We start from the raw sequence: 16,570 nt of genomic DNA, 5'->3' as shown, positions 1-16,570 counted from the left end.
CTCATCACACGGCATTCAATTGATTCCAACGTCGAGCTAGGTGCAAAATGGCCGGGGGCAGAGAGCCATAATGTGGAAAATGAACGGATTGCCACGTGGTCCCCATCAGACCGTCCCGCGAAATTTGGACATGGGATGTCGGTGGTTTGCGGTGAGCAGATGGCCGGATCGCCAGGCCTCCATATCGTAACCGTATGTCACTAGCCTCGCCTCTTGCGCGGTCGTGAGCTCGATAATCTCTGGACCCAAATGGGAGAACACGTGGTGAGGCTCCTCAACCAAGGACTTGAAGGCAAACATGCGCTTCGTCTTTCGCATTAATTTCGTTTGGACCGCAGCCCGTCGTTATAAAAGCTGATGAGTTGGTCGTAGGTGAAAAGGTCGATCCCGTGCTCTTCGCGGATCTGTAGGAAATGGCGCTGACGGTCTTCGCTGCGGTTCTTATCAACAGACCTGCCGAAAATTAGTTGGTAGCGGAAAGTCGTTGGCCGAGGCTCGAAAAGGGCGGGTTTCATGATAGGTGCGAGCAAATCGATGATTTGGGCTTCCGCACGCTGAGCCAACACCTTCCAATCGCGGACTTGCGCCAGGGCGGCGGTAAACTGTGCGCTAGGCTGCGTACGTTTCAGGCTTTCGGTGAAAATCGGCTTTCGAGGATCCTCAAGCTCAACAAACGTGATTTCCCACTCGCCGGAAGTTTTCACGATATAGACGAAGTCCGTCTTCAGATCGGTCGATAGTGGAAATTTCGAAATCACTGCATTCAAATGCAGCTTGTATCCCAATCTGCTTTGCGTGATTATGAGTTCACTGTTCTCCTCGAGAAAATCTTGAACTTCCTGCTCTTTTTGCCGCTTAGGGGAAGCGTCGCTCTCCAGCAACTTCTCAAACTCCGCCAGCAGGTCTTCGTCTCGCTCCAGGTACAAATCTAACTCCCCTATCTCATTGCCCGTCGTTGAATAATAGCTGCCGCGACCCGACCAACAACTGCTTGAGCGACCATTTCTATATCGGACTCGCACATTAGCCTGCTGGTTTGTTGAACGGCAGATTCAGTTTGATCTGCGGATCAAATTACCCCCCACGCCCGAAACCTCCCCCGTCCGGTCATCTCCCTCAGCCCCAGCTCCAAAACAATCCGCCGCGCCGCCTGCGGCGTCACCTCGAGCGTTTCCGCCACCATGTTTGCCGACACGAGAGGTTTCGCCATCACCAGCTCGACCAGTTCCGGCAGTTTTGATGAAACCCGGCGGCCGTCCAGCTTTCTGTCCATCATCGTCTTCGCCAGCGTCAGCCGGTCGTGCTCTTTGATGCCGATCTCGGCGGCCGCCAGCAATCCGTGGGCGATGGCGAGCAGCCGGGTCTCCCGGTCGCGATGTCGGCGCCGATCGACGGGAATGGTTTTCAGTCCGACATTGATGGCGGCTAGGTGGGCTCCGGTGGTAAGACCGGCTTGGCGTAGGATCGACACGCACAACAGCCGGCCGAGCCAGGGCGCATGCTGCAGAACAGCAAGTTCATTCCAGGCATCGAGGGCAACGATTACCTGCAGCACCGCCGGCAGGCTTTCTGCCTGTCGCAACACGCCGCGCCATTCGTCAAGCCGCGTATCCTCGTCCCAGTCGAGATCATATACGAGTAGATCCTTCTCGGCCGCACGGCTTCCGCCGGGGCGGGCCGATCGCTTGGCATCTTCGATCGCTGCGTCCGATCGGGCGAGCAGCGCATCGATGGCGGCATAATCGACACCGGGAAGATTCTCGGCGCCGTTGGCATCATCCCCCTCCCCTTCCAGATTAGCCACGACAGCTTGCCGGATGCCGCTGGTCATATCCGCCTCATCCGCGTCCCCGGGCGTGATCGCGGAGGTTTTCCGAAGAGCGCGAATACCGTCGGCGGAGAGTGCCCAAGTGGGCATCTGGCCGGTAATGCGCCGGCGGGTGCGAAGGACGTCGCGGGCGATGGTGAGTTCATGGGTGGGGGTGCGGGTGTCGCGAAAAGCGTCGTGAAGGACGAGGTCCTCGAGGTGGACAAGTTCGCCGTCGATCCACAGCGAGGCGCAGGCGTCGGCGAATTGGGAGCGTTCGATCCACCCCTGGCCGACCGGTGAACGGGCGATGCGCTCGTCCAAACGCGTCAGAGCGATGCCGGCGTCGAAAGCCGGCCGCATCAGGGCAGTCATGCTGATTTTCGCGATGTCGTAAGCCATTGAAATCATGGTAAATGATTTCTTACACGAACGCTACCGTAATGTTATTGTTCCTCACAAGGTATGATTGAGAGTTGGCGTTCTAAACATCGATAAGTACTGGTTATCGATGGTGAGACGATCACGCTCTGAGCAGATCCCGTTTAGAGGCGCCAGACCATTTCTCTTTTCAGCGTTACCTCCAGCAAATGCGTCGGGTGGCGGGTCTTTCCTTCCCGTTCCTACTGAGTGTGAGGCCTGCCTAGGAACCGGCATTCACGGTCATCTTTGATCAACACGATTCTCGAAAGAAGGTGATCTCAGATGTGACCACGTCCTACAGTTTCCCTCTCAAAACTGCGAGTAGACGGTACGAGATCTTTCGCCTATCGATTGCTTATGAAATCGTCGCTTGAACATATGCCGCTCCGCAAGCAGCGAGAACTCGGACGGGTTCTCGAAATCCTCCACGAGGAATTCGAGGACGCGCTGAAGGAAGGCACGGCCGATTTCAAGAAGCGTGGCAGGATACTGAAGATCGTCCTGTTCGGCTCCTACGCCAAGGGTGGCTGGGTCGATGAACCGTTCACCATGAAGGGGTATCGCTCCGATTTCGATCTGCTGATCATCGTCAACAATCGCAAGCTCTGCGAGTTCGCCGAATACTGGCACAAGGCAGCCGACCGGCTGATCCACGAAGCCGCGATCGAAACACCAGTGAGCTTCATCGTCCATTCCAGACGCGAGGTGAATACCTACCTCAAGGAGGGGCAGTATTTCTTCTCTGACATTCGCAAGGAAGGCATCGTTCTCTACGAACTGGACGATGAGCCGTTGGCTGAGCCCGAGCCCCTTTCGACTGAGGACCGGCTTCGCGTGGCGAAGGAGCATTTTGAAGAGCGGATCGAGGCTTCGACGGAATTTCTCGATCTGGCCGAACATGCACGTACTAGGGGCTACGGGAAACGAGCGGGGTTTCTTTTTCATCAGTCGCTCGAGCAAGCCTATTCCTGCATTCTCCTTACTCTCACCAATTACGGTCCACCATCGCACAACATCAAGTTTCTGCGCTCGCTCGCCGAGGAGCAGGACCGCCGGCTGGCCGAGGCCTTTCCACGTGATCAGCACCGGGAACGCGCGTGGTTCAACACATTGAACGAGGCATATGTGAAGGCGCGCTATTCAAAACATTACGAGATCAGCGAGGAGGCTCTCGCCTGGTTTGGCGAGAGGACAACCGTGCTGCTTGAATTGGTCCGGATGGTTTGCTCCGAGCATCTCGAAAGGCTGAAACACGACAGCCACTAGCTGGTGGCGTGTGGCCTTTACGCCCGACTGAAGGGGTACGATCGAGCCCAATGCGACATCGACATGCGGCTGGAACCGGGGCATCACCTGGAACGTTTAGAGAACGCATTCAGGAGGCAGCTATGAGTGACAATCCGAAAACCAAGACATCGTCCAACACACAAAAGGACCCCGACGATTGGGTGAGCGGCGACGAGCCGATGACCGGCGCGCAGCGGTCCTATCTAAAAACCTTGTCCGAACAGGCGCACCAGCCCGATGCCTATGCCGAGGATCTGACCAAGGCGGAAGCGTCCAAGAGGATCGACGAATTAAAGCAGGCGCTCAATTTGGAATGAGCGGCCGCCTGGCGATAACCAATTGGGTGAAGCCGAAAGCCGAGGAGAACGTTTGCGCGCCGCAACACCAGCGGTGTAAGCTGTTCGAATGCAAGCTGAGGGTGCTCGCCTAGTGTTTCGTTGCCCGCACCGAGATGCTGCATCCGTAGAACCCATCGCCGACCGGAATTTGCCAGCTACGGCCGAACTTGCTGCGAACTGGTTATGTTCGAAGCCTGGACAAACCCCACAATCGCATCATCTCTGCTGGAGCTGAGATTTCTATCGGGATCACGTAGGGGTCTGCAGATCTTAGCGCCGTGAGGCTCTTGCGCTTCTTGATCGGAAGTCCGTGGCCCATGTTGCTGACTGAATAGAGGGCCACTTTCAGCTCGCCGCTCACCTTCCATGACTGCAACCTGCCCCATGGTTTTTCCTCCAAACGGCCGCTGTTTTCTGCAATGCCTTGGATTTCGAGCCACTGAGCAACACACGCGAGCGCATTGACGGGCTTGACCACCCGGTCGTCCATGCCCTGCCAGATGGTTATCGCAGGCCATACCTTGGCTTCCGGGGAAATCTCAGCAATGGGTCTTCCCCATCCGCCCGGTGGCGACGGCGCACCTGACTTCATCGCGCGCAGGGCCGACATCGCGTCGCGGGCAGATCCGAATGGCATGCCGGCGATGATCGCGGCGCCGGCAAACAATGACGGGTAGTTCGCGACGAGTGCGCCCGTCAGCGCCCCGCCGGCGGACAGCCCCGCGACGAAAACCCTCGAACGGTCGATGCGATGTCGCTCACATATGTGCTCGACCATCTGCTTGATCGAACGCACCTCGCCGCGGTCTCGAGCGACCGCGCTTGGTCGAAACCAGTTGAAGCAATTTTGCGAATTGTTTGCTCTTTTCTGCTGCGGATAAAGAAGAACGAAACCGCGCTCTTTCGCAAGCTTGGAGAAGCCGGCCGCAGCATCCAGGCTTTCGGGAGTCTGATGGCAGCCATGAAGCAAGACGACAAGCGCGGGGTTTTTCGGCAGCCGCGTGGTCGGGACGAAGGATTTCATCAGCAGGCGGCCCGGATTACTTCCGAACGCGGTTGTCTCGACCAAAATCGGTTTCGCGGGACGGGATGTTGAACGTTTCGTTCTACTTCGGGTCGTTTCGAGAGCTTTCTCGATCCGCTTGCTGATTTTCTTTTGGGCTCTGAGGACCTTTAACAGCGATCTGCCGAGACTGACCTTCATAGGTCAAGGTTCTCAACCCGCGACAGGAGCGTTCGCAGACCTGGCTGGGCGGCGTCGCGCACGGCGTCCCTCAGTGGGAACCACTGTGTTTTACGGATGCTCTTCTCCGGAAACCTGTCCGCGATCCTCGACACCTGGAGGAGATGGACGGCCACATGGTAGCGGTTGGGACTCGTGTCCTTGCGATACGAAAACCAACCGAACACGGTCTTGTCGACGATGCCTGCTACTCCGGCCTCCTCGAAGGCCTCTCTCAGCGCCGCAGCACTGCTGGTTTCATCATCTTCGACGTGCCCCTTCGGAATGCCCCATCGACCGTTCCGTCGGCTGCCTACAAAAAGGATTTCAAGTCCACCGTTTTCGCTCCGACGGTAGCAAAGAGCACCAGCCTGCGCGACATCGCGACCAGACAAGGTTTTCGTAAGTTCCGCCTGGGCGTCTTCGTTGAGCACTGTCCGCCTCCGGTTTCGAAGCCCGCGCAAGCTAGCTGGGAGACGTTCAAGAGTCCAGTTTGCTTCAGTCCTGGCGTGGTGGGAACCACGGCGTCAGCAGTTTCGACGATCGCTGCGAGCAGCGTCGATGGTCTTGGTTCCCACGGCGGCCCGATAATAGATTTCCGTCACCCGAAACCGACCATCGATGCGTTTGCACTGGACGATGACGTCGATCGCAATTTTCAGCATCTCTCGTATGTCGTTTCGCTCCAGGTCCCGCCCGCCGTCGGAATCCTTCACCAGCAGCGTCAGTTGTTCGAACGCAAGCCTGGCCGAGTCGGCGTGGACGGTGGTGATCGAGCCCGGATGGCCTGAGTTCACGTTGCGAATGTAGTAGAACGCGGTCCCGTCGCGCAGTTCCTGCAGGAGAATGCGATCCGGCCGCATGCGCAGGCAGGATTCGAGCAGATCCTTCGCCCCGACTTTCGCCAGCCCTTGGCCTCCCTTGGAGTAGAAGAGACGGACATGGTTCGGCTGGGGGATGACGAGTTCGGGCGTGTCTTCGATGGAGATGATGCGCTCGCTCGAGGGAATATGGCGGATCAACGCCTTGGAAAGCGTCGTCTTGCCGGAGCCGGTCGCCCCGGAGATGATGATGTTCTTGCGCGCATGGACCGCTTCACGAAGAAAGGCCTGGTAGGATCCATTTTGGTAAAATTCCAGGAGCCTACGGTCGACTGAGGGGATGTCCGCGTCTTCCCGTGCCACCTCGGCGAACAAGCCGCCTTGATCGAGGTCGTTCAGGCTCAGCGACACCGACGAGGGCTTTCTGATCGTGATGCTGACTGTTCCCTTCGTTGTCGCCGGTGGGATGACCATCTGGATGCGCTCGTCGCCCGGCAGCGTTGCCGAAAGGATGGGCCGGGTTTCGTCAATCGACTGGTTGGAATAGCTTGCGACAGCCCGCGCCAGGCGCATCAGCTTGTCAAACGACAGCTCCGGCAGTTCGTGCGTTTGCCAGCCGGCCGTGCCCTCGGTGACCACCTGGGTCGGCCAGTTGACGATGACCTCGTAGAGGGACTTGTCGCGGAGAAAAGGCGACAGCGGTACCAGCAGCTCGCGCACAACGCCGGAGTCTGCTCCCTCTGTCATGGCCGGATTATTTCGTGACCAGGGTCGAAGCTGGACTGAAATCTCCAAGTACCGCCCGATCGTAGATGCGATTGCGCGGTTCGCTCACGCGAAGTCGATAGACGCTCGAGAAATCGAGATCACGCGCCACGAAGATCGAGACCAGCTCGCCTTGATGCTTCAACAGGGTCGGCGGAATGTTGATCGACTGCTCAACGGCGATGGTCGCGGCCTGCTTGCCGGCGCTCGTCGTGTTGTCTGCCTCGAAATCGCTATCCTGCAGCTGGCTGTTGGCATAGGAGGTCGCGTCGCCGACGATCGACAACAGTATCGCGCTGCCGAAACGCTCCCACCAATGGGTATCGACATAGCCGTCGACACCGGCACGCCCAAGGGCATCCGTTGCGGGCGACGCCAGGGTGATGATCACGCCCGTCGGTGTCTTTGCCCGGTTCCAGAGAACAAACAGCCGTTTCTGGCCCCGGCGAAGGCCACCACGATATTCGCCGACGACTTGCGTGCCCTTCTCCATCAGCACGACGCGGCCGTTGTCTGACAGGACGTCCCGGTTGATGACGCAGCTCGTGAACCCGGGTTGGTCGGAGGACAGTGCCGTCTCCAGGACGCAAGGAATGGAGGTCCCCATGGCGACGATGAAGTCGCGATTTCCAAGGGTTCCGGCGCGCGAGCCTTGCAGCTGTGTCGGCGCCAGCATGCGATTGAAGCGCTGGTCCTCGTTTTCCGCCTCGGCACTGAAGCCGCCTGGATTATTTCCGAGGGGAACGTAATTCGACGCGGCATCGGCACTGGCATCCTGTTCTCGGGGATGAGACTGCCGGGACTTTTCACCACCATAGGCGATGACCGGCGCGCGGCGGGCAGCATCGAGAAGCTTCTCATCCTCGCCGTCCTGCTGGGGCACTCCGGGCGTTGGCAGGATTGTTCCCGGCGGCGGGGCGACGGGTTGGACCGGCTCCTTCGCCGGCTCGAAATCGGATGTCTGGCGGATGACGACGCGTTCGGGCTGGACCGCATCGACGGGCTTATCCTGTCCGCGCATCGACCAGAGCGCAAAGCCGACGAAGGCAATGATCGCCAGGGCCACGACACCGCGTCTCACCGTGGGATTGGTGTCGAGGTTGCGGCCTGTCGACGTTTCCGCGCGCTCACCAGGAATTTGGGTGCTGTCTTCCTCGGCCATGACGCCTCCTATTGTCCACTCGCTGCCTGCGTCTTCACAACACGCTCCACCGAGGGTGAGGTCGTTTTGGTGTCGGGATTGATGCCGATCCGATCATAGGCCTCGTTGAAGACGCACAGCACGTCGCCTCCCCTGCGCAGGATGAATTTGCGGCTGATGGCGTGCACCAGCACCAGCTTGTTCTCGACGGTCTTCGGCACGAGGCTTTCGCTGCCGTCGGAATTTTCGATATAGATCGCCGGCATTTCCTGGTTGCCAGCAAAGGCGAAGGTGGTGACTTTGCCGTTGTCGTAGACCGCCTGCGGTTCAAGTGCCGCCGACCCTTGCGCCGAATAGCGCCAGTTGCGTGGACCATAGGCTTCGTGAAGAGCAAGAACCTTGTCCGCTTCGCCGGCCTGAGCCGCTTGCGCACGAGCAGCGGCATCGAGCCTTCGGCGTTCGGCCTCATCGGCGGGATAGCGATACTTCACATAGAAGTAGGTGTTTTGCCCGGCCTCGACGGTGCCGTCGCGAACCGTCAGCTCCATCTGGTAGCTGCGGGTCGACCCGTCCCGCCTGGCCGTGACGACCGAGACGTTAGTCACGGGCTGGTTTTCGCGGGGCTTCAGGAACAGGATATTGCCGGCAGGCGCCACTTCCCATGCGACGCTGTTGCCAAGCGCGACGTGGGCGATCTCCTCGTCGGCGGCGAACTCGATCTGCACCGAGGACCGCAAGGTGCCGACGATCTTCGTGATGTTATACGGCTGGTAGTCGACAAAACGGATGCGGCTATCCTGCGATGCGCCGCGCGGAATATCGAGCGCTGACGCTGTCGTGGAGAGGCCGGCAAGAAGGAGGGCGATCAGGACAGTCTGCTTCAATTGATGGCCTCCGGATCGGCGCGGTATTCGCTGACGGCAAAACCAAGCGGATTGGTCAGCCGATCTGTCGAGGACATCGGCGCGTTGACATAAGAGAAGGTGAGCGTCGCCACCCAATGGGTGGTCCTGACCTCGTCACCGCGCGTGACGGTCCTGGTATAGCGAACCGAAGCCACATTCGCGTTGATCAGAGAGATCGAGACGACGTTGATGCGGGACGTCGCGCCGCGGCCATAGATATTCTGCGGAGAGTCCGGATTGCCGCCTCGGTAGATTGCCGCAAAACGCGTCTGTTCCGGCTGGGTCGAGAGCAGCGCGACCGTGCGAAAATTCTCCTCGGCCTCGCTCCAGACATAGGCTTCCCGCGCACGCACATATTTGGCGGCAAAATACTTGGTCACCGCCTCGTCATAGCTGCCGGCCGTCGAGGTAAGCGCCGAGACGACGTCGACGATGCCGGTCGAATTGTCGACCCGAACCACGAAGGGCTCGACCGTCTTCAAGGGGGTGAGGCCGGCAACGGCGACGATCGAGGTGGCGGCAAGCACGCTTGCGGCGATCGCGATGGACCAGGCGATGCGTGCTGACCGCTCCACCTGGATAAGCCGATCCTGATCGAAGCGGCGCGCCTTGTCGAAATAGCTCTTCAGACTGTCCTCATTCACCATCTCACCCCTCCTGGCATGGCCGATACGAACCCACAGCATCGAAATGCGCGAAGGCGGCAGGTTCCTCCGTCAGCGGCACTTCGCCATAGGAAGACAGCGGGCCGGTCGCTGTCGCCGGGACTGCGTCATTGCCGCTTTGCTTGGCGGGCTTGTTGTCCCCCCATTGCCACATGGCGCGGTTGAGCGGCCGGCGCGAATAACCGTCGCATTTGGGCAAAGGGTGGGACCGCGATGCGCAGCCAGTGAGCTCCAAGGCAAGGAGGAGCGAGACGATAATGCGGATCATTGAAATGCAAACCTCTGAAACATTTGACGTGAAGAAGGCGTTATCCGGCCCCTCAAGATCTGAGGCGGCGGCCGACGAAACGGACGCTTCGCCCAACTGCTCTGGTGCCATGCGAGGCAGCCCAGGCAAGCGTGCTTTCATGGGCGTCTCGGCTGGCACCATAGCCGTAGGTCAAAGACGCCCCGCCCGCTGCGAGCGCGGAGGCAATGCCGGGCAGCTGGTAGAAGACGTAAAGGGCGGCAAGGCAGATGGCGCAAAGGGCGACCGGACGCATCATGACATCCGTGTAGCTTTCGATTGCCGTGAAGGTCGTGTCGATGCAGCTGATCAGCAGTGAACCGATGGCGACGACCAGGACCTGGAGAATGACGAAATTGGCGAGCTGACCAATCCAGGATTCGGTAAAACGGCGGGTGGACTGGAACATCGCAAGCGCGACGAAGATCGGGCCGATCGCCAGCACGATGGCGAGCGCCAGCCGGGCATAGAGCGAGACGATATAGCCGATCGCCGCCACGGTGAAACTCGCGCCGATCGCCATCATCCCGCCGATGCCGTTGACGATGTCGGCCGGCCAGGTCGCCCGCGCCCAGATTTCCTGAGCACATTTCTGGCCCTTGTCGAGGAGACTGTCGAAGGTGGAAGCGCTGGGCGCCGTCCCGGAGTTCAGCGCCTGCGAGATCTCGCGCGGCAGCGTCTCGAAGAAGATGTTGGTGACATAGGTCTGATATTCGCTGGCGTTGCGCACCAGCATGACGATGATGGCAAGCTTCATCGCCCGGAACGCGAATCCGAGGATGGGCTCCGGTACCGAGCCCCGCAGGACAAGGTAACCATAGAGCACGACATAGAGCGTCAGCGCCGCGGTGAGCGGGCCGCCGATCCAGCTGGCAATGTTCGACGTGCCCGACGAGATGAAATTTTCCAGCGGCGCCTTGAACTGGCCGTCGACGAAGCTGAAGACCTGGTACATAGCTCAGCCTCCAAGCGCCCTGTTCATGCGTTCAAGCCGCAACTTCCAGTCCGCCGCCGCGGCGTTTTGACAATTGGGCGTCTGACGCAAGGCGCCGGGGTTGTTGCGGCATTCACTCGTGATCTTCGCCAGCAGGACCTCATCATCCATCAGCTCGTCGACAGTATAGATCCTGTCTTCGTCGCCGAAGCAGCCAGAAAGGGTGAGCATGACGATGCCAAGCAGGAGATGTTTCATTTGAGCGCCTCTCCCATGGCATCCAGGCGCTTGCGCCAATCCTCGGCCTTGCGCTGATCGTCGACCTGAACCTCAGCCTGCTGGACCATCTGCAGTGCCTGCATGCGCAGCACGTCGGTCTGCAGGAAAGCGGTTTCGGCCTGCAATCGTGCCTGGAGATCGGCAATATCCTTGGCATCGGCGGCGCTGGAGATCTGCTGGCGCAGCTGATCGATGCCGTCGATGCGCTTGGTGGCGGCATCGTAGATCTGCTGGCCGAGGCTCATCTGGCCGGCATTGCGGTTCTGGGCGCGCGCCAGTTCCTGCGCATAGAAGTCATTGGCATCGGTGCGATAGGTGGAATTATTCTCGAGGAATTTCGAGGCGGAGGTTGCGATGGCGCCGGTGCCCGAGCCTTTCAACAGCCCTTCGATGTCATCAAAATCCTGCGGCAACGCCTTGCGGATCGAGGGGTCGTTCAGCAGACCGGCGACATCGGCCATGTTGGTGACTTTGTTCAGCGATGCGTAAAGCTGTTGTGCCTGCTGAAGCTGTTGATTGAGCGCATCGAGCTGCGATTTCAGCTGCGTGATGCTTTCGATCTGCTTGGCGATCGCGGTCTGATCGATGACCGGAATACCCTGTGCGAATGCCGCTCCAACCGGCAACAGTGCAGCCGTCATCGCCAGAGCAAATCCCATTCTGATCCTTTCCATCAAACCATCCTCCTTCTTTGCTGAAACACCGGTAGCCAGTCTTCGAGCCGATCGCCGACCTCCTTCCGAATCGCCTCGGCGAGCTCGACGCTAGCGGTGCGGCCGGAGAGAATGTCGAGCTCGTCGTCGAAACCCCTGAGGTTCAATTCGGCGACAACGCTGTTGTGCCCCTGCTTGACGATGAAGCGGCGGCTTTCGACCGGAAGCTCGCGGGAGACAAGCTCGAACTCGCGCTCCGTCAGTTTGAACCCCTCGACGTAATCGGCATGATCGCCGCGCGGATTGGGGAGGAAGATCTGCGTCGGGCACTGCTCTATGATCGTATGGGCGATCGGCGAGACGATCGCATCGCGCGGGCTTTGGGTCGCAAACAACATCAGCCCGTTCTGTTTGCGGATCGTCTTCAGCTTGTTCTGCGCGAGGTCGCGAAAGCCTTCGTCCTGCAGGGCCTTCCAGAACTCGTCGATGACGATGATGATGCGCCGCCCGTCGATCAGCTGCTCGATGCGAAAGAACAGGTAGGCCATCAGTGGAGCGCGAATTTCCACGTTGTCGAGGAAGTCGGTCATGTCGTAGCCGATGAACTTGGCACCGATGCCGATGTCGTCGGTCTCGTTGTCGAACACCCAGCCGAGCGGACCTCCCCTTTCCCATCGCCTCAGCCGCGAGGCGATGCCCTCGGGATCGGTGTTGTTCAGGAAGGTGCGCAAGGCGCCAATGGAGCGGCGCTCGGCAGGAAGGTCAGCCAGACCGTCGACAGCCGAGGCGATGTCGCGCAGCTCGGTGACGGTCAGTTCCCGCGTCGCCGCTCCCACTAGCCTGCCAACCCAGCCTGTGAGGAACACTTTGTTTTCCGGCGTGAGGTCGAGTGCCTTCAACGGTGCGCAGCCGGTGGGAACACCGTTCCGAAGCGGCAGGTAGGTACCGCCCGCGGCCCGGACGAAGAGATCGGCGCCCCGATCCTTGTCGAAGAAGACCATATGCGGATCATGTTTTTCGAGCTGTGAGAGCATGAAGTTCAAGAGCACCGTCTTGCCGGCGCCCGACGGTCCGCAGACGAAGGTGTTGCCGAGGTCGCTATGATGGAAGTTGAAATAGAAGGGTGAACCGGAGGCGGTCTTCAGCATGGCGACGGCCGGTCCCCATTCATTTCCGTCCTTTCTGCCGGTCGGATAGGAATGAAAGGGAGAGAGTGCTGCAAAATTTCGCGAGGTGATGGCGCCGGATCTTGCCCGGAAGCGGAAATTGCCTGGCAACTGCCCCCACCAGGCCGACTCGAGCCCGAGATCCTCGCGGGCGACGACCGCACCGCCGTTGGTGAGGTATGCCCGTGCCTTGGCCATGTGGTCGCTAAGCTCCTTCACTGAAGGCGCGAAGACCGAGAGCGCGAGATGATGCTCACCGAGGACAAACCGGTTCGACTCCAGATCGTCCATGGCATCGCCGAGCTCTTCGATCTGCGAGGCCGCCTTGTCGCCGGCGCTGACCATCTGGTTCTGTTTGCGCCCCATGATCGTGCGCGCGTCGGCTTTCGAGACGAAGGCGAAAGACTGCGTCAGGATGAGTTCGAAGGGGGCGGTCAGGATGCCGTCGAGCATGCCGCCGCGGGTCGTCGCCGGATATTCCTTGAACCCGAAGATGCCGGCATAGCGGCTATCGGCCTCATGACGGATCTCGATGGTTTCGCGCCCGACGATCACCCGATCCGAATAGATCGCCGAAGATATCCTGCCCTCCGTCAACGGGACGCACTCCCGCCGGCCGCCGACGATCTGGTGCAGCACCTCGCTCGGTTCGGAAAAGAGGATGCCGTCCTGCTCGTAAAGGGAGAGCACTCGAGGCTCGAAGCGCCTCAGGCCCGCGGTGACGTCGGATACTTTGTCCTTCAGGTGCTTCAAGCCATCTTCGTCGACTTCGACGCCGGCGCGGCCTGCCCTGCGCAGGCGAGAAACAAGGTTGGCGGCTTTTTCGGCTGGATCCCGGCCCGGATGCCAGACGAGCGAGAGGTAAAGATCGTTTCGAAACAGGTCCTCATCGATCATACGTTCGCGGTATTTTGCGTTCAGCCCCCGTGAGAATGGATTGGCAAACTCTCCATCCGGATAGGCGTTGTCGCGACGGCGAATGACATGTGTCCACAGTGCCAGTCGCTCGTCGGCGATGTTGCGGTAAAGCGTATTGAGGTCGCGGTGAAGGCTGTTCAGGTCCAGAACATCAGCGGTTTCGAAGGATACGCCATCAAGCGCGAGCATCACCATCAGCGCTCTGGACTTCAGCGCGATCGTTGTCTCGTCGACATGGCGGACGTGCGGAATGAAGGTTTCGGGGCCGAGTTCGCGTGAGCGAAGCGTTGCGATGCTAGGCAAGGCTCAGATCCCTTTCGTCATAGTGCCGGATGAGCGTCAGCGGCGAGACCGTGGCGCCGCCCCAATAGGCGGTGTTGCGTGACCGGCCGCGGGTGTCGATCCACGAGATCAGGATCCGGAACATGTTGTGGTCGTGCTTGACGAGCGTCCGGAATATGAAATGAAAGACGACGCCGACCAGTGCGTAGGCGATCGATCCCGCGGTGATGTAAAGGATCGTCGTCAGCATGACGTTCATACCCATCGCCTCCATCGTCACGCCGGCAATCATCGCCGGGCGGGTGCAGGCAAGGAACAGGGTGTCTTCCTCGATGGCGGCAGCTATCACCATGTCATCAGCTTCCGACGATCGTATTGACGAGTTCCGTCGCCCCGAAAATCCCGCCGATGCCGATGATCCAGAACCCGGCGCGGCGCAGATCCATGTAGCCGAACATCCAGGCGATGCAGATGATGATGACGGCGATGACGGCAAGCAGCCGGGCGATGTTGCCGGTCAGCATGTCGACGATGTTCTGCAACACGGTTTCGACGCCGGCTGCCTGGGCAAAAGCCGGTTCTGCCAGGCAGGCGACAATGGCGACTGCCATCAACGCGGGAGCCGCGACAGGGCGAAGGGTTGCTGTTGAGATCATTGGCTTTGCTCCAATCGTTCATTCTGAAACACGAGAACCTGAGTCTGCCGCCGGGCGTTGAAGACGTCCCACGATGCGGCTTCATTGGGCTGCGGAATGGATTCTTTGATTACTGACGCCTGCCGCCTCTCTGCCGATTCATCAGGAGGGCTTTCTTCGCGCGGTTCGCCGATGGCGACAGAGGCCAGGTTGGAAGACAGGCGGACCATTTCCTTGCGGACCTGCTCGTCATATCTGACCATCTGGCCGACCGACGGGTCGTTCCGGCCATAATAGGATTGGAGCATGACCTTCTCGGCCTGCGTGGTATCGGCGCCGGCATGCAATGCGAGGCGATAATAGCTGTTGAGCAGAGTAGCCGTCGCCTTGAGGTTCAGGCAGGTATCGAACGCATCCGAAATCGAAAGCTTCAGCTTGCGCAACTCTTCCATGCCGATGCCACCTAGGCCGATCTGGATGTCCTGATGATCAGCGGTAAGCGAGGTCGCAAGCTCAATGGCTTCCGCTTTCGACGCGGGTTGACGCTCAAGCGGTGGGCCACTGTTGATACGAATGGCGAAGGGCTTGAAGCCGCTCTCGAGACTGATGACGGCGGCAAGCGTTCTCACCTCCACCATGGGTGCGCAGTTCTGCGCGAGATCCACGAAAGTGACGGCCATCGTTCAGTACCAGACCCGCTGCGTTGCCGCGCCGTCGATGGTGACGTCGACATAGTGGGGCTGCGGGCGTACGTTCGGGCGAGCCGTCGAATAGCCCATGCACCGGCGGCGCCCATCCTCCCGTTGCCAGCGTGGTGACCGCACCAAATCCTTGTTGAATTTGTGATCATCTCCAAAAACACTGGGGCAGTATGCATTGCTCACCGGCTGGAGGGACGTCGACACGCAGGTAGTTTCCTGTCCGCGAGGACCATAATCGGTTTCCAGCCGGTAACCCGTTTCGCAGTAATAGGGCTCATAGCCGGGGCGCGAACTTGTAAAGCCGGAGCCGCTGCATGTCGGGAACGGATGTCCCTGGGCAAGCTCGCGCCACAGCTTCTGGATCGGCGGGCGGCATGCCGCGAACTGCGTCGCACCTCCAGGGTTGGAAAGGCACAGGATAACCTCGCAGCCCCATTCATTTGCCTGAGCCTGGCCAGGTGAAGTAAGGTAGGGTGGCAATATGCAGCAGGTCGCGACGACCGAGTTGAGCAGAAGGTTTTTCATGAGTACGACCCTCCAGAGGACAGCCCATAGCGGAAGAGGTGGCTTGCCTGTAACGGCGTTTATACTGATTTATATAACACAGTAAAAGAGCATGACAAGAGCACTTACAACCCAATGGCGCAATCTGGCTTTCTCAGGTCTCATCCTGCACGAAATCCTCGACCATCCGCTCGAAGACGAGACGCCTCAGGCAAGGCTGAAGCAGGTCGGCATGATGACGGTTCTGTACAGCATGAACCAGGCGCATCAGAAGCTAACCCTTTCCAACATCATGGAAATCACCGCACTAACGCGCAGCGGCGTCAAGGAGACGGTCGATCTCCTGGTCAAACGGGGGATGCTGGACGAGACGATCGTCAAGAATTCGATGGGACGTGGAACGGCCCGTCAGTTCGAGATTTCAGAGGCTCTTCTGGAGAAACTGAACTCGTTCGGAAGCGGATGAAATCGATTTAACTGGCGTTTTTGGTCGTTCTAAATCAGCCAATTGAGAAGTCACCGCAGGGCTGGGACATGATTGCAACGCCTCGGCCGGTTCTCGACACATCGAACAGAGAGCCGCCTTTTCGGGGGCCGAAGTGATTTCGAAATACTGCGCCACCGATGCCAGCTTCACTGCGGAACGTCGACAACTCGCTCGGCGCTGTTTTCGATGTCATGAGCCAGCCCAAGGCATCGTGCACCGCCAGCAAAAGATTGCGGATCCGGTCGCATGCGCGGTCAGGAATCAAAGAAGTCCTTCGCGGCGACTTTTGCCAGCCCTGGCCAGGTCAACGGTTCCAGGCCGGCCGGCATAGGAGAACAATCGGTCAGTGCC

20 protein-coding genes are annotated in these 16,570 nt (G+C 59.4%); 3 read left to right on the top strand and 17 right to left on the bottom strand.

All coding sequences use genetic code 11. From position 1 onward, the window contains the following. Positions 1-317: 317 nt before the first annotated feature. Together HFO71_RS26525 and HFO71_RS26520 are read right to left on the bottom strand one after the other, a co-directional pair. Positions 318-926 carry a Shedu anti-phage system protein SduA domain-containing protein gene (locus HFO71_RS26525; protein ID WP_221985464.1) on the bottom strand — a complete coding sequence of 203 codons (609 nt, stop codon included), beginning with the start codon at positions 924-926 and terminating at the stop codon, positions 318-320. A 143-nt stretch (positions 927-1,069) separates the two neighbouring features. After that, on the bottom strand, positions 1,070-2,218 hold the full coding sequence (locus HFO71_RS26520) for an RHE_PE00001 family protein (protein WP_221985463.1): 1,149 nt from the start codon (positions 2,216-2,218) through the stop codon (positions 1,070-1,072). A gap of 369 nt (positions 2,219-2,587) precedes the next feature. Between HFO71_RS26520 and HFO71_RS26515 the strand changes: the two genes are divergently transcribed. Together HFO71_RS26515 and HFO71_RS26510 are read left to right on the top strand one after the other, a co-directional pair. After that, entirely contained in the window at positions 2,588-3,496 is a 909-nt protein-coding gene (locus HFO71_RS26515; protein ID WP_077980503.1) for a nucleotidyltransferase and HEPN domain-containing protein, read from the top strand. Positions 3,497-3,618: 122 nt separating this feature from the next. Then, entirely contained in the window at positions 3,619-3,834 is a 216-nt protein-coding gene (locus HFO71_RS26510; protein ID WP_221977118.1) for a DUF3072 domain-containing protein, read from the top strand. 202 nt (positions 3,835-4,036) lie between these two features. On the opposite strand, the gene HFO71_RS26505 is transcribed toward HFO71_RS26510, so the two are convergent. The 15 genes from HFO71_RS26505 to HFO71_RS26435 form a co-directional block, all read right to left on the bottom strand. Next, the gene (locus HFO71_RS26505; protein WP_221985462.1) at positions 4,037-5,059 is read right to left on the bottom strand and encodes an extracellular catalytic domain type 1 short-chain-length polyhydroxyalkanoate depolymerase; all 1,023 of its coding nucleotides are present in this window, start codon (positions 5,057-5,059) and stop codon (positions 4,037-4,039) included. After that, positions 5,056-5,511 carry an NUDIX hydrolase gene (locus HFO71_RS26500; protein ID WP_077980506.1) on the bottom strand — a complete coding sequence of 152 codons (456 nt, stop codon included), beginning with the start codon at positions 5,509-5,511 and terminating at the stop codon, positions 5,056-5,058. The genes HFO71_RS26505 and HFO71_RS26500 overlap by 4 nt, the downstream gene beginning before the upstream one ends. A gap of 93 nt (positions 5,512-5,604) precedes the next feature. Next, entirely contained in the window at positions 5,605-6,645 is a 1,041-nt protein-coding gene (virB11, locus tag HFO71_RS26495; RefSeq protein WP_221985461.1) for a P-type DNA transfer ATPase VirB11, read from the bottom strand. A 7-nt stretch (positions 6,646-6,652) separates the two neighbouring features. Then, on the bottom strand, positions 6,653-7,825 hold the full coding sequence (virB10, locus tag HFO71_RS26490) for a type IV secretion system protein VirB10 (RefSeq protein WP_221985460.1): 1,173 nt from the start codon (positions 7,823-7,825) through the stop codon (positions 6,653-6,655). Positions 7,826-7,833: 8 nt separating this feature from the next. Then, a complete protein-coding gene (gene virB9, locus HFO71_RS26485) occupies positions 7,834-8,688 on the bottom strand; it encodes a P-type conjugative transfer protein VirB9 (protein WP_221985459.1) in 855 nt (284 codons plus the stop codon). Further along, positions 8,685-9,356: a VirB8 family type IV secretion system protein gene (locus HFO71_RS26480; RefSeq protein WP_077980510.1), complete on the bottom strand. Its 672-nt coding sequence runs from the start codon at positions 9,354-9,356 to the stop codon at positions 8,685-8,687. The genes virB9 and HFO71_RS26480 overlap by 4 nt, the downstream gene beginning before the upstream one ends. Before the next feature lies 1 nt (position 9,357). Beyond that, positions 9,358-9,642: a hypothetical protein gene (locus HFO71_RS26475; protein ID WP_221985458.1), complete on the bottom strand. Its 285-nt coding sequence runs from the start codon at positions 9,640-9,642 to the stop codon at positions 9,358-9,360. A 52-nt stretch (positions 9,643-9,694) separates the two neighbouring features. Continuing rightward, entirely contained in the window at positions 9,695-10,615 is a 921-nt protein-coding gene (locus HFO71_RS26470) for a TrbL/VirB6 family protein (protein WP_221985457.1), read from the bottom strand. Positions 10,616-10,618: 3 nt separating this feature from the next. Then, a complete protein-coding gene (locus HFO71_RS26465) occupies positions 10,619-10,852 on the bottom strand; it encodes an EexN family lipoprotein (protein ID WP_077980513.1) in 234 nt (77 codons plus the stop codon). After that, positions 10,849-11,547 carry a P-type DNA transfer protein VirB5 gene (virB5, locus tag HFO71_RS26460; RefSeq protein ID WP_221985456.1) on the bottom strand — a complete coding sequence of 233 codons (699 nt, stop codon included), beginning with the start codon at positions 11,545-11,547 and terminating at the stop codon, positions 10,849-10,851. The genes HFO71_RS26465 and virB5 overlap by 4 nt, the downstream gene beginning before the upstream one ends. Further along, positions 11,547-13,913, bottom strand: coding sequence for a VirB4 family type IV secretion/conjugal transfer ATPase (locus HFO71_RS26455; protein ID WP_221988598.1), 2,367 nt, complete (start codon positions 13,911-13,913; stop codon positions 11,547-11,549). The genes virB5 and HFO71_RS26455 overlap by 1 nt, the downstream gene beginning before the upstream one ends. Further along, positions 13,906-14,244 (bottom strand): VirB3 family type IV secretion system protein, encoded by a 339-nt coding sequence (locus tag HFO71_RS26450; protein WP_077980516.1) that lies wholly within the window; start codon positions 14,242-14,244, stop codon positions 13,906-13,908. The genes HFO71_RS26455 and HFO71_RS26450 overlap by 8 nt, the downstream gene beginning before the upstream one ends. Positions 14,245-14,248: 4 nt before the next feature. Continuing rightward, positions 14,249-14,548 (bottom strand): TrbC/VirB2 family protein, encoded by a 300-nt coding sequence (locus tag HFO71_RS26445; protein WP_065282894.1) that lies wholly within the window; start codon positions 14,546-14,548, stop codon positions 14,249-14,251. After that, positions 14,545-15,207, bottom strand: a complete 663-nt coding sequence (locus HFO71_RS26440) for a lytic transglycosylase domain-containing protein (protein WP_131640971.1) — start codon at positions 15,205-15,207, stop codon at positions 14,545-14,547. Before HFO71_RS26440 ends, HFO71_RS26445 begins: the two co-directional genes overlap by 4 nt. A 3-nt stretch (positions 15,208-15,210) precedes the next feature. Continuing rightward, positions 15,211-15,753 carry a hypothetical protein gene (locus HFO71_RS26435; protein WP_221985455.1) on the bottom strand — a complete coding sequence of 181 codons (543 nt, stop codon included), beginning with the start codon at positions 15,751-15,753 and terminating at the stop codon, positions 15,211-15,213. A gap of 91 nt (positions 15,754-15,844) precedes the next feature. On the opposite strand from HFO71_RS26435, the gene HFO71_RS26430 reads away from it, so the two are divergent. Next, positions 15,845-16,198, top strand: a complete 354-nt coding sequence (locus HFO71_RS26430) for a MarR family transcriptional regulator (protein ID WP_221985454.1) — start codon at positions 15,845-15,847, stop codon at positions 16,196-16,198. Positions 16,199-16,570: the final 372 nt, after the last annotated feature.

The sequence above is a fragment of the Rhizobium laguerreae genome (assembly GCF_019778565.1).
GTDB lineage: Bacteria > Pseudomonadota > Alphaproteobacteria > Rhizobiales > Rhizobiaceae > Rhizobium > Rhizobium laguerreae.
The sequence above is the reverse complement of the archived record's forward strand: the minus strand, read 5'-3'. Positions and strand labels throughout refer to the sequence as shown.